Raw genomic sequence first — 21,233 nt, forward strand, 5'->3', positions numbered from 1 at the left:
CGAACGAGCTCAATGCCCCGGCGCATCATTCCATAACAGCTTGTGCAGCTGCAGTTGAAAGCGCACCGGCAATTTGTCTTCGATGATCCATTCGGCCAACGCACGCGGCTCGACAGCGCCGTGCACGGGCGAGAACAGCACCATGCAGCGCCGATCGATGCGATGTTCGGCAACAACGCTGCGCGCCCATTCGTAATCAGCGCGACTGGCAATTACGATTTTCACCTGATCGTGCGGTAGCAGGTGATCGAGATTGGACCAGAGATTGCGTGCGCTTTCGCCGGAATCCGGCGCCTTCAGATCCATCACCTTGCGCACGCGCGGATCGACGTTGGAAACATCAAGCGCACCAGAGGTTTCCAGCGACACTTCGTAGCCGGCGTCGCATAGCTTGTGCAGCAGGACCAGGCAGCGTTTCTGCGCCAACGGTTCACCGCCGGTGACGCACACATGGCCGGCGCCGTGCGAGGCGACCTCGGCGAGAATGTCGTCGATATCACGCCAGTTGCCGCCGTAGAACGAATACTCCGTATCGCACCACACGCAGCGCAGCGGGCAGCCGGTGAGGCGCACGAATACCGTGCGCCAGCCAATAGCATCGGCTTCGCCCTGAATCGAATGGAAGATCTCGGTAATACGCAGACGTTCGACCGTCGACGGAGTCGACGTGGTCGACGTGGTCGTTTCCACGTTCACCGGACTCGTGATGCTCACCGCTCTGCCCTCAGAGCCTGTCTATGGTCTGTGCGTGGTCCGCGTTGCGTCTGAGCAGTCGTTAGGTGGTAGTGCGGGGCGCAGCGCCAGACTGGCTGTCTGGTCAAGCCACGTGCTGCCGCATAGCGACTGCTCAGGCGTAACGAGGGCTGCGCACAGATCATAGACAGGCTCTCAACGAGCCGTCTGCTGCGAGAGACGGCGCAGGCGTTCCTGGGCCAGCTTGGCCGCGTTGGAATTGGGATACTTGCTCACCACCGACTTCAGCGTGGCGATGCCCTCGTCCGTCTGCTTCATCTCCAACTGGCTGTAGCCGAGCTTGAGCGTGGCATCCGCCGCCTTATCGCTTTGCGGGTACTGACTCAGCAGACGCTTGAAGGCTTCCACGGCAACTTGGTAATTGGTGGTGGCGTAGTACGACTCGCCCAGCCAGTAGAACGCATTCGGCGTGAGCGCGTCATTCGGGTATTTCTGGATGAATTCGCGAAAACCGCGCGATGACGAAACGTAATCGCCCGCGCGCAGCGATTTGAACGCGACGTTGTACGCAGTGAGCGCAGCGGCCTTCTCGGCGGCCGATTCCGCTGGCGCGGAAGCTGCGGCGGGCGCTGCTGCAGCAGGTGCGGAGGCGCCAGATGCCGGAGCCGGTGCACTAGCCGAAGGTGCCGGATTCGCGCTACCCAGTTTTTCCAGTCGGCCGATGCGGGCATCTAGATCGGTGTACTGAGCCTTGTTCTGCTCCCGCAACTGCTGCACCTGATGCTGCAGTTCTTCGATCTGTCCCTGCATCTGCTGCATCGTCGACTGCATCTGCTGCAGTTGATTAAGCTGGTTGACCTTGTTCTGGTCCTGGTTCTGCTGTAGCTGCTCGAGCCGCGCGACACGATCGGCCAAGCTCATGGGAGAGCTCTGGGCATGCACGGACGCCACAAACAGCATGGCGGACGCCAAGGCGCCCGCCATGCTGAGATTGGCCATGAAACGATAAGCCAACCGGAACACCATTATGTCGCCGTGTAGACGATCTCAACGCGACGGTTCTTGCTCCAGCAATCCTCATTGTGCTCGCGACACACGGGCTTTTCTTTGCCGTAGCTGATCACGCTGACCTGGCTGGCGGAACCGCCATTGGCCTGCAGCGCGCTGGACACGGCGTTCGCACGACGCTCGCCCAGGCCCAGGTTGTATTCACGCGTACCGCGCTCGTCGGCATTGCCTTCCAGGCGCATGCGAGCAGTCGGCACGTCCTGCAGGAACTTGGCATGGCACTGCATGATCTGCTGGAACTCCGGCTTCACTTCATCCTTGTCGAAGTCGAAGTACACAACGCGCTGCTTCAAGCATGCGTCGGTGTCGAGGTCAGCGGCGGTGTACTTGCCGGTACCTTGTTGGGCCGGAGCGGTCGTGGTCTCCTGCTGCTGCTGCGGCTGGGGCTTCACTTCCTGCTTCTTGGAACAGGCGGCCGCGCCGACGCAAAGCAGGGCGACCAGGGCGATACGAACGGTCTTATTCATGGTGACGTTCCTTCAAACGGGTTTGGTTTCCGACAGTCAATGACGATTGCGGTTACGGGACAGCCATCGCCGGTGTACCGGCTGTTGTTTTATTTTTTCTTACACCTACAAACTTACGGCCACGCATTGTACTGCAGAGGCCAGTAAAACAAGCATGGCAAACCGCCACGCCCGTTGCGGCCGGAACACTTGCGAGCCCCGGGCCCCTCTTCAGACATCCGACCGCGCCCACTTAGGTTCGCGGCCGGACCAGATTACTGCTTGCGATAAGGTCCCCAAGCCGGCTGGCGGACGTCGCCGTCGGCGAGCGCCAGGCGCTGCCGCACCATGCCGTCGTTCGACACGGCGTAAAGCACGTCTCGAGCTCCATCGGTGGCGGCGTAAATCAGCATGCTGGCGTTCGGCGCGAAGCTTGGCGATTCGTCAATCGGACCGGGCGAGATGAAGCGCACCTGCCCACCGAGGCTCTGGTCCACGATGGCGATACGATACACGTTCCCGTTGGCCTGCACCATGGCAATCTGCTTGGTGTCGTAGCTGATATCGGCGTCCAGGTTCTGCTGGCCCTGGAAGGAGACACGCTCGGGCGTGCCACCGCTGGCCGGCATGCGATAGATCTGCGGCTTACCGGAGCGGTCGGAGGTGAAATAGATGCTCTGGCCATCTGGCGACCAGACCGGCTCGGTATTGATCGCCAGGCTGCGGGTCAGGCGGGTTTCCTGGCGGGAGGCCACGTCCATCACGTAGATCTCGGGGTTACCGGTATAAGAGAGCGACAGGGCCAGCTTGCTGCCGTCGGGCGACCAGGCCGGTGCGCTGTTGATGCCCTTGGCACGGCCGGAAATGAGCTGACGGGCCCCGGTGTTGATGTTCTGGATGTAGACGGCCGAATTGCCGCTTTCGAACGACACGTAGGCAATACGGCTGCCATCGGGCGACCACTTGGGCGACAGTAGCGCTTCATGCGAACGCGCCACCACCTGCGGGTTGTAGCCATCGGAGTCGGCCACGATCAGCGAATAGGTGGCGTTGTTGCCGCTACCGACCATGGTGATGTAGGCGATGCGCGTCCAGAAGGCGCCGCGCACGCTAGTGATCTGCTGGAAGATCGCATCGGCAACCTGGTGCGCCACGCCGCGCAGATCGCTGGTGGCGGCCGGTGGCATCGCGCCACCCAACAGACGCTGCTGACGGGCGACGTCCCACAGCTCATATTCCACCGACACCATACCGTTACCCGCATCCTTGATGCGACCGATCACGATGTAGTCCTGCTTGAGCAAACGCCACGTAGCGAATTTGATGTCGGAACCCTGGCTGGGCTGTTCGACGATCTCGCTCACGGCCAGCGAGCGGAATTTGCCGCAGCGATTGAGGTCGTTGCGAATCACGTCGGCCACATCTGTGGGCAACGGTGCGCCTTGCTGAGCAAACGGCACGACGGCAATGGGTGTCGCGGTCTTGATGCCGCCGACGATCTGCACGTTCAGCGCCTGAGCCACAACGGGGCCTGCGGCCAAGCCGACGATCAGTAGCAGGATGAGATGGACGAGCGATCGGAATGATCTACGCATAAGGGCTTGCTCACTGCGGAATGAAGGTGAAATTGAGATCACGCTGGAACACGCTTTCGAAGCCTTGATACGGCAACGGCTGCGCCTTCAGCACCGCGTTTTCGACCGACCGCTTGCCGGCCTCGTCATAGGGACAGTTAGGCGATGCCTTGGCGCTCAGCACTGTGCCACCCGGACTTTGCACAATGTGGACCACGCATGGAACGCCCGGCATGTTATCCGGGCGCGTCCAATTCTGCGTGACGGCGTTCTGAATCGCCGCCAGATATTGCGATAGCAGCGTGCTGTTGGAATTGTTGCCGGTCTGGCGCTGCGCAGCGTTCGGCAGGTCGGGCAAGCCGTTGGCCTGAGCGTTTTTCAGGTCCGCCATTTGCTGCTTGGCCTGCTTGGCCTTGTTCTCGGCTTTCTGCGTCTGCGCCGAGGCGGCATCGAGCTGCTTGAACAGCTCATCCACCTTTTGCTGCTCGGCCTTCTTTTTGGCCGCCTGGGCGTCCAGTTCGGCCTGGCGCTGGCGCTGCTTTTCTTCCTGTTCCTTCTTGGCTTCCTCGGCCTTTTGCAGACCTTCCTGCACCACGCGCTCTTGATCCACCACGTCCGGATGCTCCGGCGGGGGCGGCAGCTGGCTCTGCTTCGGTTGCTCTATCGGCGGTGGAGGCGGAGGTGGCACCGAGGGCGGCGGCGGCACAGTGTTGGGGATCGGCTTGACCTTCTCCGCCTTGGGTGGCGGCGCGCCGGTATTGCCGATCAGCGTGGCCTCGATCACGGGACCACTCAACTGCAGCGGCGGCGGCGTACAGGTGATCGGATTGGGCAGATGCAGCTCGGTGAGAAATTTCTCGTACGACGTGCAAGGCAGCATCGCCAGAAACAGGAATGCCACGATGCCCAGATGGAGAATGGCGGACAGCGCGACCGCCAAAGGGGTGCCTTTGGGGTTACGGTCTTCCATTCGGACTGCCCGACTCCGGCGCACTCATCAAACCGACCTTGGCCACTCCGGCCTGCTGTAACAAGGCCAGTACCTGGTAAACACCGTCGTACTTGCCGTCGCGATCGCCTGCGACCAGCACGCTCACGTCTGGGTTCTGCTTCACGAACGCGCCGACCTTTACCTTCAGCGCATCTGCGTCGATGGGTTCTTTCTTGCTGGTACCGAGGGTGAGATACATCTGTCCCTTCGTATCGACCGAAACGATCACCGGCTCCTTCTTGTCCTGCAGCGACTTGGCGTTGGCTTGCGGCAGGTTGACGTCGACGTTGGCGTTGAGCATCGGCGCGGTGACCATGAAGATGATCAACAGCACCAGCATCACGTCGATGTAGGGCACGACGTTGATCTCGGATTTGAGCTTTAAACGCTTATGGCGCGCGGAACTGAGCATGGTCGCGGCCTCTTCTTAATGGGTTTCGTCGGTCTGGATCTGGCGCTGCAGTACGGAGGAGAACTCTTCCTGGAACACTTCGTAGCGCGAGGCGACGCGTTCGACCTTGTTGGCGTAGCGGTTGTAAGCCCACACCGCCGGAATCGCGGCGAACAGGCCCATGGCGGTGGCGATCAGCGCTTCGGAAATGTGCGGCGCCACCACGGCGATGGTGACGTCCTTCATTTCGCCCAGGCCCTGGAACGCGCCCATGATGCCCCACACGGTGCCAAACAGACCCACGTACGGACTGATGGAACCGACGTTGGCGAGGAATTCCAGATTGCGCTCCAACAGGCCGATCTCCTTGGTGCCGGCTACGCGCATCGCGCGCTCGGAGCCTTCGATCACCGTGCGCACTTCGGCGCCACGACGCTGGCGCTGACGTACGAATTCGCGAAAGCCCGACTCGAAGATGTTCTCCATGCCGCCGGAGTTGTCGCCGTTGTTGCTCACTTCGCGGAACAGCTGCGCCAGGTCTGCACCGGACCAGAAGCGCTCCTCAAAGGATTCGGCATTCTCCATCGCGGCTTTCAGCTGCGAATATTTGCGGATGATGATCACCCAGGAGAAGAACGACCCTATCACCAACACCAGCATCACCAGTTTCACTGGCAAGCTTGCATCCGCAAGGATCTCGAAAACGTTCAATCCACCGTTCATGGCTTGGGGGCTCTCCACCGCATGGGTATGTCTAAGGATGCTCTGATCAATTCTGTGCAGGTGTCACCGGCTCTGTCCGTTCGCAGGCCACAGGAGCATCGGCGAAGGCAGACTGGCCGTCTGTCGAGACGATGGGCCGAAGGCATGCGGACGGACAGAGTCGGCCCCACGTGTTCGATTTTAAATGATGGGGTGATGTCCAGAAGGCTCGCAGGCTGCGCCGCGCGGCTTGAAAAGACGGCCAGTCTTCCCTGTGCCGCGCAACACACCCTGCAAGCCTTCTGGACATCATGCCACCTACACAGAATTGATCAGAACATCCTCCAATACTTGGATCAGGCCGGGACGCGATCGATCCGGCCGATGATGTCATCCGGGATCCGCGCGGGCTGCATCCGTTGCAGGTCCACGCAAGCCGCGCGGACCTGCGCCTGGATAAGCACAGCGCCATCCGCCCGGGCGATCGTTTGCACGAAAAGAATACTGGCTGAACGACGTTCTTTGACTTCCACCGTGACTAGCAGTTCATCGTCCAGCAGGGCGGGCTTGAGAAAGTCGATCTCCATCCGGTGCACCATGAAGGCCAGTCCGGTCGCCTGCTTGAACGCCATCTGGTCCACGCCCAGGTAGCGCAGCCATTCCGTGCGGGCACGTTCCAGGAAGCGCAGGTAGCTGGCGTGGTACACCACGCCGCCGGCATCGGTGTCTTCCCAGTAGACGCGCACGGGCCAATGAAAAAGCTTTGCCTCAGACATCTTGGCCACCACCAAACAAATCGCCCGGCTGCGCTTGTCGCGGAGGCGGCGTGAGGCCGAGGTGACGCCAGGCCTTCGCGCTGGCCATGCGGCCGCGGGCGGTGCGTACCAGGAAGCCTTGCTGGATAAGGTAGGGTTCGACGACGTCCTCCAGCGTGCCGCGGTCCTCGCTGAGCGCGGCGGCCAGCGATTCCACGCCGACCGGACCGCCGTCGAAATTCTCGATGATAGTGACCAGCAGGCGGCGGTCCAGCTCGTCGAAGCCCTCGGCATCGACCTTGAGCATATCCATCGCCGCATTCGCCACGTCGCGCGTGATGTGCCCATCGGCACGCACCTCGGCGTAATCGCGCACGCGACGCAGCAGGCGGTTGGTGATGCGCGGAGTGCCGCGCGAGCGACGCGCGATTTCCTGCGCGCCTTCCACTTCGCAAGTGATGCCGAGAATGCGCGCTGAGCGGCGCACGATTGCGGTCAGCTCCTCGGGAGAATAGAACTCCAACCGCTGCACAATGCCGAAGCGATCGCGCAGGGGCGCCGTCAACAGGCCCGCGCGCGTGGTCGCGCCGATCAGAGTGAACGGCGGCAGATCCAGCTTGATCGAACGCGCGGCAGGGCCTTCGCCGATCATGATGTCGATCTGGAAATCTTCCATCGCCGGATAGAGCACTTCCTCCACCACCGGCGAGAGGCGATGGATCTCGTCCACGAACAGCACATCGTTCTTTTCGAGGTTGGTAAGCAGCGCGGCCAGATCGCCCGCACGTTCCAGCACCGGACCGGAGGTGGAACGGATGTTCACGCCCAGTTCGTTGGCGATCACATGACTCAGCGTGGTCTTGCCCAGGCCCGGCGGACCGAAGATCAGCACATGATCGAGTGCACCGCCACGCCTTTTCGCTGCTTCGATGTAGATCGAAAGCTGTTCGCGCACCGCCTGCTGGCCCAGGTATTCGTTGAGCCGCTTGGGACGGATGGAAGCCTCGAGGGCTTCGTCATCCAGTTGCGCGGCGGCGGTGATGATGCGGTGATCGGACATAAGGGGATTATGCGGGGAACGGGGAATAGGGAACAGGGAACGTGAGGCATAAAGCGTGGATTTGACGCTTTTTCTGTCTCAAATGGCCATCTGAGCAAAGACAGGAACACTTGCGCGAACTATCAGGTTCCCCGTTTCCTGCTCCCCGTTCCCAGCTTCATCAAATCTCCACCTGCGTCCCCAGCTCGATCAAGCGATTGCCCGGAATCTGGAAGAACGCCGTCGCCGGCAACGCATTGCGCGACAGGAAGGCGAACAGCCGATCGCGCCACAGTGCCATGCCGGGGCGGCGTTTGTCGGCGACGATGTTCTCTCGCGACAGGAAGAAGGTGGTGTCCATCAGGTCGAACGGCAGACCGATCTTGGCGCACTTGGACAGCACGAGCGGGATGTTCGGATCCTCGGCGAAACCGAAGCGCACTGCCAGGCCGTAGAAATCACTACCCAGCGGCGACACGTGAATGCGTTCTTCGCGGTCGGCAAAGGGGGCTTCCAGCACCTCCACGGTGAGCATCACGTTGCGCTCGTGCAGCACCTTGTTGTGCTTGAGATTGTGCAGCAGCGCATGTGGCACGGCGTTCTGGTTGGCGGTGAGGAACACGGCAGTGCCGGGCACGCGCAGCGGCGGGTGCTCGGTGATGTTCTCGATGAACGGCGACAGCGCCAGACCGCCCTGCTTAATCTCGCGCACCACCAGTTCGCGTCCGCGACGCCAGGTAGTCATCACCACGAACACACACAGGCCCAGCACCAGCGGGAACCAGCCGCCGTATTCCACCTTGATCAGGTTGGCAGCGAAGAACGAGACGTCGATGATCAGCAGGGTCGCGCCCACGACCAACAGAATCGGCACGCGCCAGCCCCACTGGTGACGCGCCACGAACAGCGCCAGCACAGTGGTGATGGTCATCGTGCCGGTCACCGCGATGCCGTAGGCCGCGCTCAGGTTCTCGGAGCTGCGGAAGCCGAATACCGCCAGCAACACCATCACCAGCAGGAAGGCATTGATCCACGGCACGAAGATCTGACCGGACATCTCGCGCGAGGTATGCACCACCGGCATACGCATCGAATAGCCCAGCGACATCGCTTCGCGCGTCATCGAGAACGCACCGGAGATAACTGCCTGCGAAGCGATCACCGTCGCGACCGTGGCCAGCGCGATCATCGGATACAGCAATATCGACGGCACGGTCTTGAAGAACGGATTGTCGATCGCTTCCGGATGCTGCAACAGCAGAGCACCCTGACCAAAGTAATTGAGTATCAGCGCGGGCAGCACGAAATTGAACCACGCCAGGCGAATCGGGCGCTTGCCGAAGTGCCCCATGTCCGCGTACAGCGCCTCGGCGCCGGTCAGAGCCAGCACTACACCACCTAGTGCAACGAAGGCCTGCGTACCGTGCGTGAGGAAGAAGCGCCAACCGTAATACGGATTGATCGCGTACAGCACGTGCGGTTCGTTGAGAATCATGCGCGCGCCGAGCAGCGAAATGGTGATGAACCAAATCACCATCACAGGACCGAACAGCTTACCCACGCGGTCCGTGCCATGCCGCTGCAGCGCGAACAGGAAGAACAGGATCACCGCCGTCACCGGTACGATCCAATGCTCCAATCCCGGCGCCGCCACTTTCACGCCTTCCACCGCCGACAGTACCGAAATCGCCGGCGTGATCACGCCATCGCCGTAGAACAGCGAGGCGCCGAAAATGCCGATGATCGCCAGCAACCAACGCAACTTCGGTTGGCCGCCCACGCCGCGCAGCGCCAGCGCCATTAGCGCCATGATGCCGCCTTCGCCCTTGTTGTCCGCGCGCATGATGAACAACACGTACTTCAGCGACACGACGATGATCTGCGCCCAGAAGATCAGCGACAGCACACCGTAGATGCTTTCCGGCGTGGGCTGCATGCCATCGTGACTCAGCGTGGTCTGCAGGGTATACAGCGGACTGGTACCGATGTCGCCGTAAACGACGCCGACCGCGCCCAGCGCCAATACCGCTAGCCGCTTCTTGGTATCGACTTCGCTCACGCCGTGATGAATGTCCTGACCCACGATCAACTCCCAAGTGCGGCGCGCAGCGCCTTGCGGATAATGGTTTCGGCGTCGTCGCCCGAAGCGGCGACCTTCTGCACCAGCCGGGCGACTTCCGCCGGCTTGTAGCCAAGCTGTTGCAACGCCACGGTGGCTTCGGCGGCCGGATCGAGGGGTGCGCCCGACGCTGCGGCAAATCCGGGCACATTCACACCAAGCCCGTCCACGCGATCGCGCAGTTCCACCACAATGCGTTCGGCCGTCTTCTTGCCGATGCCTGGAATCTTGGTGAGCGCCACCACATCGCCCGCATGCACCAGCCGCGCGAAATCCTGTGTGGACACGCCCGACAACACGGCCAGCGCGGTCTTCGCGCCGATGCCGCTGACTTTCAGCAGATTGCGGAACGACGTGCGCTCGGACTCATGCAGAAATCCATACAGCGCAACGCTGTCTTCCTTCACCGCGTAGTGCGTAAGCAGCGTTACTTCCTTACCGGTTTGCGGCAGGTCGTAGATGGTGGACATCGGCGCTTCCAGCTCGTAGCCCACGCCACCCACTTCCACCAGCAGCCACGGCGGCTGCTTGGAAATCAGGATGCCTCTGAGTCGACCGATCATCGGCGACGCCTCCATGCCGTGCGCGGAATACCCACGCGTTCGAGACTGGATCGGGTGTGTGCGTGCGCCACCGCAATCGCCAGCGCGTCGGCCGCGTCCGCCTGGATCGGGCCCTTGAGGCCGAGCAATACACCGATCATGTGCTGTACCTGGGTTTTATCGCTGCGACCGCCGCCGACCACGGCCTTCTTCACTTCGGTGGCGGCGTATTCGTGCACTGTGATGCCGCGGTTGACCGCCGCGCAGATGGCTGCGCCGCGCGCCTGCCCGAGCTTGAGCGCCGAATCGGGATTGCGTGCCATGAACACACGCTCGATGCTGCATTCCACCGGACGATACAGGGTGATGATCTCATCCACGCCTTCGAAGATGCGCTTGAGGCGCAGCGTGAAATCTTCTTCGCCGGCAACGACCAGCGCGGCATGAAAAACATGCGACAGCTTGCCGGCGGCATCGACATCCACGATGCCGATGCCGGTGCGCTGACTGCCTGGGTCGATGCCGAGGATGCGAATCATTAGGCGGCTCGAAAGCCCATGATTAGCCGGCGACGTCTGCGGGCAGCAGTGCGTTGTGATACACCTCGCTCACATCGTCGAGCGAATCGAGTTTTTCCAGCAGCTCGAGCAGCGTTTCCAGCGTTTCGCCCGATACCGCGGTACGGTTGTTCGGGCGCATCACTACGCCCGCATGCGCGGCGTCGAGGCCGGCTTCAAGCAGCTTCTGCTGCACCGCTTCGAAGTTTTCCGGCGCGCAGATCACCGTGCTTTCGCCGTTCTCGTTGACCACGTCGTCGGCGCCGGCGTCGAGCGCGGCTTCCAGAATCTTTTCTTCCTTCGCCGCATCACCGCCGGTGTGGAACACCAGTTCGCCGCAGCGCGTGAACTGGAATGCCACCGAGCCGCTGGTGCCGAGGTTGCCGCCATGCTTGGTAAGCGCATGGCGCACGTCGGCGACGGTGCGAGTGGTGTTGTCGGTGAATGCCTCGATGATCAGCGCGATGCCGCCCGGGCCATAGCCTTCGTAGCGCAGTTCTTCCATCTTGGCGCCGCCGTCGGCGCCGGAGCCGCGCTTGATCGCGCGCTCGATGGTGTCCTTGGACATATTGGCGGTCAGCGCCTTATCCACGGCCGTGCGCAGGCGCGGATTGAGCGCCGGGTCGGGCACGCCGGCTCGCGTGGCGACGGTGATTTCGCGGATCAGCTTGGTGAACACCTTGGCGCGCTTGGCGTCTTCGGCATTCTTGCGACCTTCGATGGACGGGCCTCTACCCATGGGGACACCTGGCTGGGGTTTGAAAGTGGAAAGCGGGGGATTTTACTGCATTGCGCCATCGCTCTTCCTTCTTCCCTTCGGGGAGAAGGTGGCCCGAAGGGTCGGATGAGTGGTCAATCTTGCGTAGGGCTGGCTTTTGCATAAGGGTTTCTTGGCGAAATATTGCGCAAGAATGACCCCTCACCCCACTCCTTTCCCCTTGGGGAAAGGAAAAGAAGGTGATGGGCTCCCCGGAGGGGAGAGGGGGTCGAAGTAGCCCTCACGCAAGAAGTTGGCCGTCAGCCGCGCGACTTCTGCCGAAAACAGCAACCCAGTATGGCTGGTTTCCACCACGCAATGGGCGGCCAAGCCCGGCACGACGGTTTCCTCCACCGCCACGGTGCCGTCGTGCTCCCCGGTGATCGGGCTGAGCATGGCGCCCAGGCCGATCGGCATGCTGCCGGCGATCACCCCTACTTCGCGCGTGCCCTTCCAGGCTTCCAAGCCCAGTTCCAGCAGTTCGCGATTGCGGCCCAGCAGCACCTCACCGCCGCGCCCCAAACGCGAGAAAGCACGAGCCGCGGCGCTGCCCTTCAGTGGGGAACCGAGGCAGACGATGCGACCGGACGGCAGATCCTTTGCTTCCAGACAGGCGCGCAGTGCGAGCAGACCGCCCAGGCTGTGGCCGACCAGATGCACCGGTCCGGGCGCGTAGTCGAGCATGCTGGCCTGCAGCCGGGCCAGGATGTGCTGCTGTGTCGCCGCCACGCTCATGTAGTCGAAGCGATGGACGCGGAAACCCTCTTCCATCAGGCGGCGATGCAGCAAGCCCAGCGCAAAACCGCGCATCCACAGGCCATGCAGCAGGATGACGTGTTCAGTCATGAAGTCAGACAGCTACGAAACGGCAGCCAGCATGCCATGCCGAACGCGCGGCATGGCATGGCCGGCTCAACGCTTCGTATTTTCCGTGACGGACACCGCGACGTGCAGTTCTTTCAACTGCGCCTCGCTCACCAGCGACGGCGCATCCGTCATCAGATCCTGCGCACTGGTGGTCTTGGGGAAGGCGATCACGTCGCGGATCGATTCGGTACCCGCCATCAGCGCCGCAACGCGATCGATGCCGAATGCGATGCCGCCGTGCGGCGGCGCGCCGAACTTCAGTGCCTTGAGCAGGAAGCCGAACTTCATCTCGGCATCTTCCGCGCCGATGCCGAGCAGCTCGAACACGGCGCTCTGCATGTCCGGACGATGGATACGGATCGAACCGCCGCCGATCTCGTTGCCATTGAGCACCATGTCGTACCCGCGGCTTACTGCGTTGGCGGCATTGGCGCGCAGCTCGGCAATGTCATCCACGTTCGGCGCGGTGAACGGATGATGCAAGGCGACGAAGCGCTGTTCTTCCTCGTCGTATTCGAACATCGGAAAGTCGGTCACCCACAGCGGCTTCCAGCTGTTTTCCACCAGGCCGCGGTCCTTGCCGACCTTCAGGCGCAGCGCGCCCATGAAGTCGGTGACGGTTTTCCACTTGCCGGCGCCTAGGAACACCATGTCGCCGGATTGCGCGCCGGTGGCCTTGAGCACGGCGTTAAGCGCGGCATCGTCGAGGAACTTCGCCACCGGCGAGTTCACGCCCTCGCGGCCCTTGGCGAGGTCTTCCACCTTGATCCAGGCCAGGCCCTTCGCGCCGTACTTGGCGACGTATTCGGTGAGCTGATCGATTTCCTTGCGGCTGAGCGTGGCGCCGCCCGGCAGGCGCAGCGCGGCGACACGACCGGCGGGATCGTTGGCCGGTTCCGCTAGGACCTTGAATTCCACGTACTTAAGCATTTCGGCCACGTCGACCAGTTCCAGCGCAATGCGCAGGTCCGGCTTGTCGGAACCGTAGCGGCGCATCGCTTCGTCCCAAGTCATGCGCGGGAACGATTCGGCCAACTCCACACCGACCACTTCTTTGAACACGTAGCGGATCATCGCTTCGACGAAATCCTGCACGTCGCGCTCTTGCACGAAGGCGAACTCCATATCGAGCTGGGTGAATTCCGGCTGGCGGTCGGCACGCAGATCTTCGTCGCGGAAACAGCGGGCGATCTGATAGTAGCGATCGAAGCCAGCCATCATCAGTATCTGCTTGAACAACTGCGGCGACTGCGGCAGCGCGTAGAACTGGCCTGCATGCACGCGGCTGGGCACCAGGTAATCGCGCGCGCCTTCCGGCGTGGCCTTGGTAAGGATGGGCGTTTCGATGTCCTGGAAGCCGCGCGCATCCAGATAGCGGCGCAGTGACTGCACCAGCTTGATGCGAGTGCGCATCATCTGCTGCATCTCGGGGCGGCGCATGTCGAGGTAGCGGTAAGTCATCCGCATGTCCTCGTTGGGGTTCTCGTGCAGCGCGAAAGGCAGATCCTTCGCGGCATTGAGAATCTCTACCTGCTCGGCCAGCAGTTCCACCGTGCCGGTCTTGAGCTTGTCGTTAGCCGACAGACGCTTGCGGATGCTGCCGGTGACGCGCACACAGTATTCGTAGCCCAGCTCGCCGGCCACGCCGAAAGCGGCGGCGTTCTCACGCTCGATCACCAACTGGGCGATACCCTCATGGTCGCGCAGGTCGACGAAGGCGACGTGGCTCTGCAGGCGGAGGGTGTTCACCCAGCCGCACAGGGTGACGGTCTGGCCAACCAGCGACTCGTTGATGAGGCCGCAGTAATGCGTGCGCATGCGCTTAAAGCTCCGGGCCGCCGGGGCGGCAGATCAGCGTGGAAAAGACTCGGAATGTTAACACTGCCGCCGTCTTTACTCCCCCTCCCCTCCAGGGAGAGGAGTGAGTGCGCGATAGCGTCGACCTTCAACGCTCAGCTGGCGGTGGTCGGTGTGGTCGGTTTGCTTTCCGCTGCCGGAGCAGGCGCAGGAGCACTCTCCGCCGGCTTGGTCGCGCCGGCATCACCTACCAGGTTGCGCTTTTTGTCGCCGTCTTTCTTGAAATCGGTCTCATACCAGCCGCCGCCCGCCAGCCGGAACTGCGGCGCGCTGATCTGCCGCTGCACTTGCGGCGCGCCGCAATCAGGACAGTTGGCAGGATCGGGGTCGGACAGTTTCTGCAGGCGGTCAAAACGATGACCGCAGGCGTTGCATTGAAATTCGTAAATAGGCATAGGAAAGGCTCCGCAAATTCCATCGGGGCCGATGGCCGCGGGTGATTATCGGGACGGAAAGGCCAAATTCAACGGTATTGGGCCCGCCTCAGCGTACGGCCAAACCCACCAGCACCGCTACCTCCACCATTTCGGCCAGCGCACCCGCGGTGTCGCCGGTGCAGCCGCCCAGCCGGTTCAGGCAGGCCTGTCGCCACAGACCGAACACCGCCGCCGCGAGCACGAACGACAGCAGGCCGCGCCCGCCGAACAACACGCATCCGGCTGTCGTAAGCGCCAGCGCCAGCCCGCAAGCATATCGGGGGGCATCCGTCAGCGCCGTACCCAGGCCACTGCTGCGCACATAAGGCGTGGTGAGAAACAACGCGGTAAGGCCGGCCCGCGCCAGCACCGGCGCCAGCAGCAATGCCGCCCACGGTGCCGGCCCCAGGCTCGCCAGCGCGGCGAACTTGAGCAGCAGTACTAGCACCAAGGCCACCACGCCGGCGGGACCGCTGCGTGGGTCCTTCATGATCGCCAGTGTCTTTTCGCGATCGCCCATGCCGCCGATCCATGCGTCGGCGCTGTCAGCCAGGCCATCAAGATGCAGCGCGCCCGTGACTGCTACCCATGCCGCCGCCAGCAAGCCGGCAGAGAGCAATGCAGGCGTATCGCGCAGTAGCCACGCGAGCGCGCCAAGCAGCAGGCCGATCAGCAAACCGACCAGCGGGTACCAGGCCAGCGACGATGCCTTGGCGCGCGCATCGTCATACGCATGGGCCGGCACGGGCACCCGTGTCAGAAAGCCGATCGCGACCAGCAGCGCACGCATCACGCCATTTCCACCGCGGGCCATGGCAACGGATGCAGCGACGCATGCGGCACCTCGATGCCAGCCATGTCGCCGTAGCTGCGTCGCTCCACCAGGCAGCGCAGCAGGCGGATTGCGCCGCCGTGCGTGATCACCAGAACGCGCGGCCCTGTTGCTTGCATCGCGATGTCATCCAGCGCCGCGGACAATCGCTCGCGAAATGCCTCGAAGGTTTCGGCTCCCGGTGGCGGATGCTTCACCGGATCGGCCCAGAAGCGCCCCAATGCATCGCCCTGCTCTTCCGCAATCCGCTCGATCGGCACACCTTGCCAATCACCGAAATGATATTCAGCAAGCCGTGCGTCGATGCGCAACGGTAGTTCGCGCGCAAGCGTCAACTCGCGCGCAAACGCTGCGCAACGCTGCAACGAGGACGACACGACGCAATCCCACGCGCGCCCCTGCACCGCTGCGCGCAACTGCGACCAGCCCAGCTCGCTCAGCGCATCGTCGAGCTGCCCGCGATAACTTCGCTGCGCCGTATCGCCGTGACGAAGCAATTCGATCTTCATGCTCATGCTGTAGACACACCCGCTTGTTCGAACGTCGCCATGCCGTTGTGCAAAGCGCAGGCAAGCCGCAGCAAGGGCACTGCGGTAGCCGCGCCGCTGGCTTCACCCAGACGCAACCCGAGATCGATCAGCGGCTCCGCCTCCAGTGCCATCAGCACCCGTACGTGACCGTGCTCCTTCGAGCGATGTGCAAACAGCAGCCATGGTCGCAATTGCGGCTGGATCGACACCGCCGCCAGTGCTGCGGTGGTGGTGATGAAACCATCGACCAGCACCGGTATGCCCGCCTGCGCAGCGGCCACATAGGCGCCGACCAGCGCGGCGATCTCGAAACCGCCCAGGCAGCGCAATTGTTCCAGCGCAGTCTTCGCCGTGACGTGTTGCGCCAAGGCGCGCTCCAGCACGCTCACTTTATGCTGGATGCCGGCTGCATTGAGACCCGTGCCCGCGCCAGCGAGGCACGAAGGCGGCTCATCCAGCAAGGCACTCGCCAGCGCGGCGGCCGAGGTGGTGTTGGCGATACCCATTTCGCCGCCGATAAAAAGCTGCGCCTCTGATTTCCGCGCGGCGCGCACGCTTTCTGCGCCGACGTCGAGCGCGGCGTCCAGTTGCGCTTCCGTCATGGCGGGACCGTGGCAGAAATTCGCGGTGGATGCCGCGATGATCGCGCGACGCACGCCCGGGATATCACCCGGATCGTTCACCGTGCCCAGGTTCACCACGTCCAGCTTCGCATCCAGGCTGCGCGCCAGCACGCTGATCGCCGCGCCGCCCGTAGCAAAGTTGCGCACCATCTCACCGGTGACGACTTGCGGGAAAGCCGAAACGCCCTCCTCCGCCACACCGTGATCGGCGGCGAACACGCTGATCCACACGCGATCCACCGCGGGCGCAGCCGTACGCTGCAACGAAGCAAGCTGGATCGCCACCGCTTCCAGCGTGCCGAGCGAACCCGGCGGCTTGGTCAGTTGCAATTGATGCGCGCGTGCCGATTCGGCCAACTCGGCATCGGGCTGTGCGCATGGCGAAGAAAGCCAGTCGAAACTCATGGAAGTGTTCCTTTGAGAGCAAGAGGTAGACCTGCGGCAACGAACACTACGCGCTCGCTGATCGCGGCAATGGCTTGATGCAGGCGCCCAGCCTCATCGACGAACCGGCGTGTCAATGCGCCCATCGGCACGATACCGAGGCCGACTTCGTTGCTGACCATCAGTATGTCGCCTTGCAAGCCGGGCAACACATCCAGCAGCCGATCACGCTCGCGTTCAAAATATTGCGCGTCGGCGTCACCGAGCAGATTGCTGAGCCACAGCGTAAGACAGTCGACCAGGATGCAGCGATCTTCCCGAGCATGCCCGCGCAACACATCGGCCAGATGCAGCGGTTCTTCCACGCATTGCCATTGCCGCGGACGGCGTGCGCGGTGATGCGCGATGCGCACCGCCATTTCCGCATCGCCGGCCTGCGCCGTGGCCACATAGACGACATCCCGCTCGCTTTCGCCTGCCAGCCGTTCGGCTAGCGCGCTTTTGCCCGAACGGGCGCCGCCAAGAATTAGGGTACGCATGCGGTCATTCCCAGCCATTTTTCCAGCAGCGCAGTATTCAAATGATGCTCCACCATATCAGCCAGCCGTTCGATGCTGGCTTCGCGCAGGGCACGCACGTCCACCGTGGCGGCATGGTGCAAACCGGCCCATTGCAGCAAGGCGGAAAGCGTCTGTGGATCGTCGAACAAACCGTGCAGATAGCTGCCCATCACCTGACCATCCGCCGACATTGCACCATCGCTGCGGCCATCGTCGAGTCGCGCGAAAGGTGAGGTTAACGCCTCACCACGACTGATGCCGCAGTGAATTTCATAACCCTGCACATGCGCATCGGCGAAGGCCAGGCGGCCCGCTACACGATGAAGCTGCTTGCGAGTCTCCAGCGTCGTGTCCAGTTCCAGCCAGCCCAGACCTTCGCTGGAACCGGGCGCGCCTTCGATGCCCTGCGGATCATGCACGGCGCGTCCCAGCATTTGCAGTCCACCGCAGATGCCGAGCACTTTGCCGCCATAACGCAGATGCCGCGCCATCGCGCGATCCCATCCCTGCGCGTGCAGCCATGCCAGATCGGCGCGCGTGGATTTGGAGCCGGGCAGGATGATGAGATCGCAAGCGGGTGGCGTTTCGTTCGGCCCCACGAAGCGCAGATCGACATCGGGGTGCGCACGCAGCGCATCGAAATCGGTGTGATTGCTGATGCGCGGCAAAGCCGGCACGGCCACGCGCAGCAATGCCTGCGGCTTGTTTGCGCGCTCGCGCGGCAAGGCGTCTTCTGCTTCAAGCTGCAATCCGTGCAGATAAGGCAGTACGCCGAGCACCGGCTTGCCGGTCTCGCGTTCCAGCCAATCGAGGCCCGACTGCAGTAAAGCGAGATCGCCGCGGAAACGATTGATGACAAAGCCGATGACGCGTGCGCGTTCACTCGGCGACAACAGCGTCAGCGTGCCGACCAGATGGGCGAATACACCGCCGCGATCGATGTCAGCGATCAGGATCACCGGACAGTCCACCGCTTCCGCATAACCCATATTGGCGATGTCACGGTCGCGCAGATTAATTTCGGCCGGGCTGCCCGCACCTTCGACGATCACCGCGTCATAGGTATCGACCAGACGTCGATGCGATGCCAGCACCGCATCGAAGGCGCGGCGTTTGTAGTCGTGGTAATCGCGCGCATCCATGTTGGCGACGGGATGGCCGTGCACGATCACCTGCGCGCCGACGTCACTGTTCGGCTTCAGCAGCACCGGATTGAAATCGATGCTCGGCTCGAGCCCGCAAGCCTGCGCCTGCACCGCCTGCGCGCGCCCGATCTCACCGCCATCAGCCGTTACCGCAGAATTCAAGGCCATGTTCTGCGGTTTGAAAGGCGCAACGCGCAAGCCGCGCCGATATGCCCACCGGCACAGCGCGGCAACCAAGGTGCTTTTGCCGGCATCGGAAGTACAGCCTTGCACCATGAGCACGCGCGCAGTCATCGCAGCACCTCCGCCAGTGCTCGATCGAGGCGTTCAAAAGCGACCTCATCCGGCGGCAGGCCGAAACGCAGGCTGGCTGGCGTATCGAACAGGCGGGTGAGAATGCCGCGCTGCGCCAGCGCACGGTGAACGCGCCCAGCATCTTCGTGGCGGCACCACTGGAATAGCCCGCAGCCTGCGGTGGGAACCCATCCATATTTGGCAAGCAACGCTGCCAGACGCTCGCTGGTTTGCAGCAACCACCCGCGCGCCTGTGCGTGCCAAGCGCGATCCGTCAGCGCCTGTTTCAATACATGACGTGTAGGACCACTCAAAGTCCACGGACCAAGCTGTTCGTGCAAGGCGTCAAGCAAGGCCGGTGATGCGCAGACGAAGCCAGCACGCGCACCAGCCAAGCCAAAAAACTTGCCGGCCGAGCGCAATACGATCAGCCCTTCGCGATCCGTGTAGCGGCACAAGCTTTCATTCGGCGTCACGTCCATGAACGCCTCATCGATCACCAGCCAACCGCCACGCGTCGCCAGCTCGGCATGAATGCTCAGCAGTGTTTGAGGATCAAAGCGCTCGCCACCGGGATTGTTGGGATGAATCAGCACCAGCACATCCCACGATGCTACGTTCGCGAGCAGCGCATCGACGGCTTGTGTTTCCACGCGATGACCTGCGCGTTGCCATGCCTGCGCATGCTCGGCATAACCCGGCGCAATCACGCCGACGCGCGACATCGATCGCAGCAGCGGCAGCGCTTGAATAGCTGCCTGCGAACCTGCCACCGGCAATATGGCAGGTGCTTCGTAATACGTGCAGGCCGCTTCGATCAGGCCATCGTCTTCTTCGGGTAAACGCCGCCACGTCGAAGCCGGAATATCCGGGAGCGGCCAGCCGAAAGGACTGATGCCGGTGGACAGATCCAGCCAGTGCTCCAGCGCAATGCCGTATTCGCGCGCTGCGCGCCGCAACCGTCCGCCGTGTTCAAGCATGCGCGCCTCCCTGCATGGCGAGGCCAAGCAACAGCGCCGCAGCCATCCAAATGATCACGCCACGATGCAGCAAACGCAGCGCGCGATAAATGGCGTCGGCATCGGGCGGGTGGCCCTCTCCAAGTTCCGGTCTGGCTTCCCATACGCCGTGATAAGGCGCCGCGCCGCCCAGTCTCACGCCCAAAGCACCCGCGCCCGCCGCCATCACCGGCCCCGCGTTGGGACTGTCCCATTGCGGCGCCTGCGCATGCCAGCAGCGAACGGCGCTTTCGAAACGTCCGCCCAACGCATAGGTAAACGCCGTCAACCGCGCGGGCAGGAAATTCAGCACATCGTCGATGCGTGCCGCGGCCCAGCCGAAACGCTCATAACGTAGCGTGCGATAGCCCCACATGGCATCAAGCGTATTCGCCAACCGATACAGCAAGGCGCCGGGCGCCCCCAGCACGGCGAACCAGAACAAGGCGCCGAACACCGCATCGTTGCCGTTTTCCAGCACCGATTCGGTGGCGGCAGCCGCGACCTGCTGAGCGTTCAACGCTGCGGTATCGCGGCTTACCATGTATCCGACCGCTTGGCGTGCTGCATCGAGATCGTCTCCCTGCAATGCCGCGGCGACCGGCCGAGCATGTTCACCGAGACTGCGCAGGCCAAGCGTCAGGTAAAGCACGATCACCGCCATGCACCAAGCGAGCCACTTCGGTAGGCATTGCTGCACGGTTTGCAGCAGCAACACACACGGCAGCACCGCGAGCAGCCATGCGAACACGCCTCTCGCACGCTGATGCGCATGCATGCGTTTTTCGATCCAACTAGCTATGCGCCCGAACGCCACCAACGGATGTGCCCGGCGCGGCTCACCAAACAGACGGTCGAGTAAGACGGCGGCGAGCATGGCCAGGGCGGTGCTCATGTTGTCTCCTCGCCAGTGCTCCTCCCCCTGCTTGCAGGGGGAGGTTGGGAGGGGGTGAACACTTGCGAGGAAGTTGGAGGTCTGAGGCAAGTGTTGGGCCCCCCCCCACCCCCCCCCCCCCAAACCGGGGGGGGGGGGGTGTTGGTGGGGAGAGTTGGTTCCGCCGGGGGGGGGGGCACAACCCCCCCCCCCGCCGCC

23 protein-coding genes are annotated in these 21,233 nt (G+C 62.8%); all 23 read right to left on the minus strand.

The window, feature by feature from the left end:
* Positions 1 to 9: 9 nt before the first annotated feature.
* The 23 genes from queE to cbiB all read right to left on the minus strand — a co-directional run bounded on the left by queE (position 10) and on the right by cbiB (position 21,035).
* The gene (queE, locus tag ISP18_RS00330) at positions 10 to 690 is read right to left on the minus strand and encodes a 7-carboxy-7-deazaguanine synthase QueE (protein ID WP_380010901.1); all 681 of its coding nucleotides are present in this window, start codon (positions 688 to 690) and stop codon (positions 10 to 12) included.
* Positions 691 to 888: 198 nt separating this feature from the next.
* Entirely contained in the window at positions 889 to 1,716 is an 828-nt protein-coding gene (gene ybgF, locus ISP18_RS00335; protein WP_404559227.1) for a tol-pal system protein YbgF, read from the minus strand.
* 2 nt (positions 1,717 to 1,718) lie between these two features.
* Complete coding sequence (gene pal / locus ISP18_RS00340; RefSeq protein WP_380007416.1) at positions 1,719 to 2,228, minus strand: peptidoglycan-associated lipoprotein Pal; 510 nt, start codon at positions 2,226 to 2,228, stop codon at positions 1,719 to 1,721.
* Positions 2,229 to 2,482: 254 nt separating this feature from the next.
* Positions 2,483 to 3,802 carry a Tol-Pal system beta propeller repeat protein TolB gene (gene tolB / locus ISP18_RS00345; protein ID WP_380007413.1) on the minus strand — a complete coding sequence of 440 codons (1,320 nt, stop codon included), beginning with the start codon at positions 3,800 to 3,802 and terminating at the stop codon, positions 2,483 to 2,485.
* 10 nt (positions 3,803 to 3,812) lie between these two features.
* Positions 3,813 to 4,751 (minus strand): cell envelope integrity protein TolA, encoded by a 939-nt coding sequence (gene tolA, locus ISP18_RS00350; protein ID WP_380007410.1) that lies wholly within the window; start codon positions 4,749 to 4,751, stop codon positions 3,813 to 3,815.
* On the minus strand, positions 4,738 to 5,184 hold the full coding sequence (gene tolR, locus ISP18_RS00355) for a protein TolR (protein ID WP_380007407.1): 447 nt from the start codon (positions 5,182 to 5,184) through the stop codon (positions 4,738 to 4,740). Before tolR ends, tolA begins: the two co-directional genes overlap by 14 nt.
* A gap of 15 nt (positions 5,185 to 5,199) precedes the next feature.
* Positions 5,200 to 5,886 (minus strand): protein TolQ, encoded by a 687-nt coding sequence (gene tolQ / locus ISP18_RS00360; protein ID WP_380007404.1) that lies wholly within the window; start codon positions 5,884 to 5,886, stop codon positions 5,200 to 5,202.
* Positions 5,887 to 6,221: 335 nt separating this feature from the next.
* A complete protein-coding gene (gene ybgC / locus ISP18_RS00365) occupies positions 6,222 to 6,641 on the minus strand; it encodes a tol-pal system-associated acyl-CoA thioesterase (RefSeq protein ID WP_380007401.1) in 420 nt (139 codons plus the stop codon).
* Positions 6,634 to 7,680, minus strand: a complete 1,047-nt coding sequence (ruvB, locus tag ISP18_RS00370; protein WP_380007398.1) for a Holliday junction branch migration DNA helicase RuvB — start codon at positions 7,678 to 7,680, stop codon at positions 6,634 to 6,636. The genes ybgC and ruvB overlap by 8 nt, the downstream gene beginning before the upstream one ends.
* Positions 7,681 to 7,840: 160 nt before the next feature.
* On the minus strand, positions 7,841 to 9,742 hold the full coding sequence (locus tag ISP18_RS00375) for a potassium transporter Kup (protein ID WP_380007395.1): 1,902 nt from the start codon (positions 9,740 to 9,742) through the stop codon (positions 7,841 to 7,843).
* A 2-nt stretch (positions 9,743 to 9,744) separates the two neighbouring features.
* Complete coding sequence (gene ruvA, locus ISP18_RS00380; protein WP_380007392.1) at positions 9,745 to 10,341, minus strand: Holliday junction branch migration protein RuvA; 597 nt, start codon at positions 10,339 to 10,341, stop codon at positions 9,745 to 9,747.
* Entirely contained in the window at positions 10,338 to 10,859 is a 522-nt protein-coding gene (gene ruvC, locus ISP18_RS00385) for a crossover junction endodeoxyribonuclease RuvC (protein WP_380007389.1), read from the minus strand. Before ruvC ends, ruvA begins: the two co-directional genes overlap by 4 nt.
* Positions 10,860 to 10,881: 22 nt before the next feature.
* Positions 10,882 to 11,616, minus strand: coding sequence for a YebC/PmpR family DNA-binding transcriptional regulator (locus ISP18_RS00390; protein ID WP_380007386.1), 735 nt, complete (start codon positions 11,614 to 11,616; stop codon positions 10,882 to 10,884).
* Positions 11,617 to 11,796: 180 nt separating this feature from the next.
* Positions 11,797 to 12,480 carry an esterase/lipase family protein gene (locus tag ISP18_RS00395; protein ID WP_380007383.1) on the minus strand — a complete coding sequence of 228 codons (684 nt, stop codon included), beginning with the start codon at positions 12,478 to 12,480 and terminating at the stop codon, positions 11,797 to 11,799.
* A 66-nt stretch (positions 12,481 to 12,546) separates the two neighbouring features.
* Positions 12,547 to 14,319: an aspartate--tRNA ligase gene (aspS, locus tag ISP18_RS00400; RefSeq protein WP_380007380.1), complete on the minus strand. Its 1,773-nt coding sequence runs from the start codon at positions 14,317 to 14,319 to the stop codon at positions 12,547 to 12,549.
* Between the two features lie 134 nt (positions 14,320 to 14,453).
* Entirely contained in the window at positions 14,454 to 14,753 is a 300-nt protein-coding gene (locus ISP18_RS00405) for an FmdB family zinc ribbon protein (protein ID WP_380007377.1), read from the minus strand.
* An 88-nt stretch (positions 14,754 to 14,841) separates the two neighbouring features.
* Positions 14,842 to 15,567, minus strand: a complete 726-nt coding sequence (locus ISP18_RS00410) for an adenosylcobinamide-GDP ribazoletransferase (RefSeq protein WP_380010898.1) — start codon at positions 15,565 to 15,567, stop codon at positions 14,842 to 14,844.
* The gene (locus ISP18_RS00415; RefSeq protein WP_380007374.1) at positions 15,564 to 16,121 is read right to left on the minus strand and encodes a histidine phosphatase family protein; all 558 of its coding nucleotides are present in this window, start codon (positions 16,119 to 16,121) and stop codon (positions 15,564 to 15,566) included. Before ISP18_RS00415 ends, ISP18_RS00410 begins: the two co-directional genes overlap by 4 nt.
* Positions 16,118 to 17,164: a nicotinate-nucleotide--dimethylbenzimidazole phosphoribosyltransferase gene (gene cobT, locus ISP18_RS00420; protein ID WP_380007371.1), complete on the minus strand. Its 1,047-nt coding sequence runs from the start codon at positions 17,162 to 17,164 to the stop codon at positions 16,118 to 16,120. The genes ISP18_RS00415 and cobT overlap by 4 nt, the downstream gene beginning before the upstream one ends.
* Positions 17,161 to 17,682: a bifunctional adenosylcobinamide kinase/adenosylcobinamide-phosphate guanylyltransferase gene (cobU, locus tag ISP18_RS00425; RefSeq protein WP_380007368.1), complete on the minus strand. Its 522-nt coding sequence runs from the start codon at positions 17,680 to 17,682 to the stop codon at positions 17,161 to 17,163. Before cobU ends, cobT begins: the two co-directional genes overlap by 4 nt.
* Positions 17,670 to 19,142 (minus strand): cobyric acid synthase, encoded by a 1,473-nt coding sequence (locus ISP18_RS00430; RefSeq protein ID WP_380007365.1) that lies wholly within the window; start codon positions 19,140 to 19,142, stop codon positions 17,670 to 17,672. The genes cobU and ISP18_RS00430 overlap by 13 nt, the downstream gene beginning before the upstream one ends.
* Positions 19,139 to 20,122 carry a threonine-phosphate decarboxylase CobD gene (gene cobD, locus ISP18_RS00435; RefSeq protein ID WP_380007362.1) on the minus strand — a complete coding sequence of 328 codons (984 nt, stop codon included), beginning with the start codon at positions 20,120 to 20,122 and terminating at the stop codon, positions 19,139 to 19,141. Before cobD ends, ISP18_RS00430 begins: the two co-directional genes overlap by 4 nt.
* Positions 20,115 to 21,035: an adenosylcobinamide-phosphate synthase CbiB gene (cbiB, locus tag ISP18_RS00440; protein ID WP_380007359.1), complete on the minus strand. Its 921-nt coding sequence runs from the start codon at positions 21,033 to 21,035 to the stop codon at positions 20,115 to 20,117. Before cbiB ends, cobD begins: the two co-directional genes overlap by 8 nt.
* Positions 21,036 to 21,233: the final 198 nt, after the last annotated feature.

Origin of the sequence: Dyella humi (assembly GCF_044904605.1) — a bacterium.
GTDB lineage: Bacteria > Pseudomonadota > Gammaproteobacteria > Xanthomonadales > Rhodanobacteraceae > Dyella_B > Dyella_B humi.

Bases quoted from the DNA above. Each gene is read 5' to 3' on its own strand.
- pal (WP_380007416.1), bottom strand. From the start codon at position 2,228: ATGAATAAGACCGTTCGTATCGCCCTGGTCGCCCTGCTTTGCGTCGGC.
- tolB (WP_380007413.1), bottom strand. From the start codon at position 3,802: ATGCGTAGATCATTCCGATCGCTCGTCCATCTCATCCTGCTACTGATC.
- tolA (WP_380007410.1), bottom strand. From the start codon at position 4,751: ATGGAAGACCGTAACCCCAAAGGCACCCCTTTGGCGGTCGCGCTGTCC.
- tolR (WP_380007407.1), bottom strand. From the start codon at position 5,184: ATGCTCAGTTCCGCGCGCCATAAGCGTTTAAAGCTCAAATCCGAGATC.
- tolQ (WP_380007404.1), bottom strand. From the start codon at position 5,886: ATGAACGGTGGATTGAACGTTTTCGAGATCCTTGCGGATGCAAGCTTG.
- ybgC (WP_380007401.1), bottom strand. From the start codon at position 6,641: ATGTCTGAGGCAAAGCTTTTTCATTGGCCCGTGCGCGTCTACTGGGAA.
- ruvB (WP_380007398.1), bottom strand. From the start codon at position 7,680: ATGTCCGATCACCGCATCATCACCGCCGCCGCGCAACTGGATGACGAA.
- ruvA (WP_380007392.1), bottom strand. From the start codon at position 10,341: ATGATCGGTCGACTCAGAGGCATCCTGATTTCCAAGCAGCCGCCGTGG.
- ruvC (WP_380007389.1), bottom strand. From the start codon at position 10,859: ATGATTCGCATCCTCGGCATCGACCCAGGCAGTCAGCGCACCGGCATC.
- ISP18_RS00390 (WP_380007386.1), bottom strand. From the start codon at position 11,616: ATGGGTAGAGGCCCGTCCATCGAAGGTCGCAAGAATGCCGAAGACGCC.
- ISP18_RS00395 (WP_380007383.1), bottom strand. From the start codon at position 12,480: ATGACTGAACACGTCATCCTGCTGCATGGCCTGTGGATGCGCGGTTTT.
- aspS (WP_380007380.1), bottom strand. From the start codon at position 14,319: ATGCGCACGCATTACTGCGGCCTCATCAACGAGTCGCTGGTTGGCCAG.
- ISP18_RS00405 (WP_380007377.1), bottom strand. From the start codon at position 14,753: ATGCCTATTTACGAATTTCAATGCAACGCCTGCGGTCATCGTTTTGAC.
- ISP18_RS00415 (WP_380007374.1), bottom strand. From the start codon at position 16,121: ATGAGCATGAAGATCGAATTGCTTCGTCACGGCGATACGGCGCAGCGA.
- cobT (WP_380007371.1), bottom strand. From the start codon at position 17,164: ATGAGTTTCGACTGGCTTTCTTCGCCATGCGCACAGCCCGATGCCGAG.
- cobU (WP_380007368.1), bottom strand. From the start codon at position 17,682: ATGCGTACCCTAATTCTTGGCGGCGCCCGTTCGGGCAAAAGCGCGCTA.
- ISP18_RS00430 (WP_380007365.1), bottom strand. From the start codon at position 19,142: ATGACTGCGCGCGTGCTCATGGTGCAAGGCTGTACTTCCGATGCCGGC.
- cobD (WP_380007362.1), bottom strand. From the start codon at position 20,122: ATGCTTGAACACGGCGGACGGTTGCGGCGCGCAGCGCGCGAATACGGC.
- cbiB (WP_380007359.1), bottom strand. From the start codon at position 21,035: ATGAGCACCGCCCTGGCCATGCTCGCCGCCGTCTTACTCGACCGTCTG.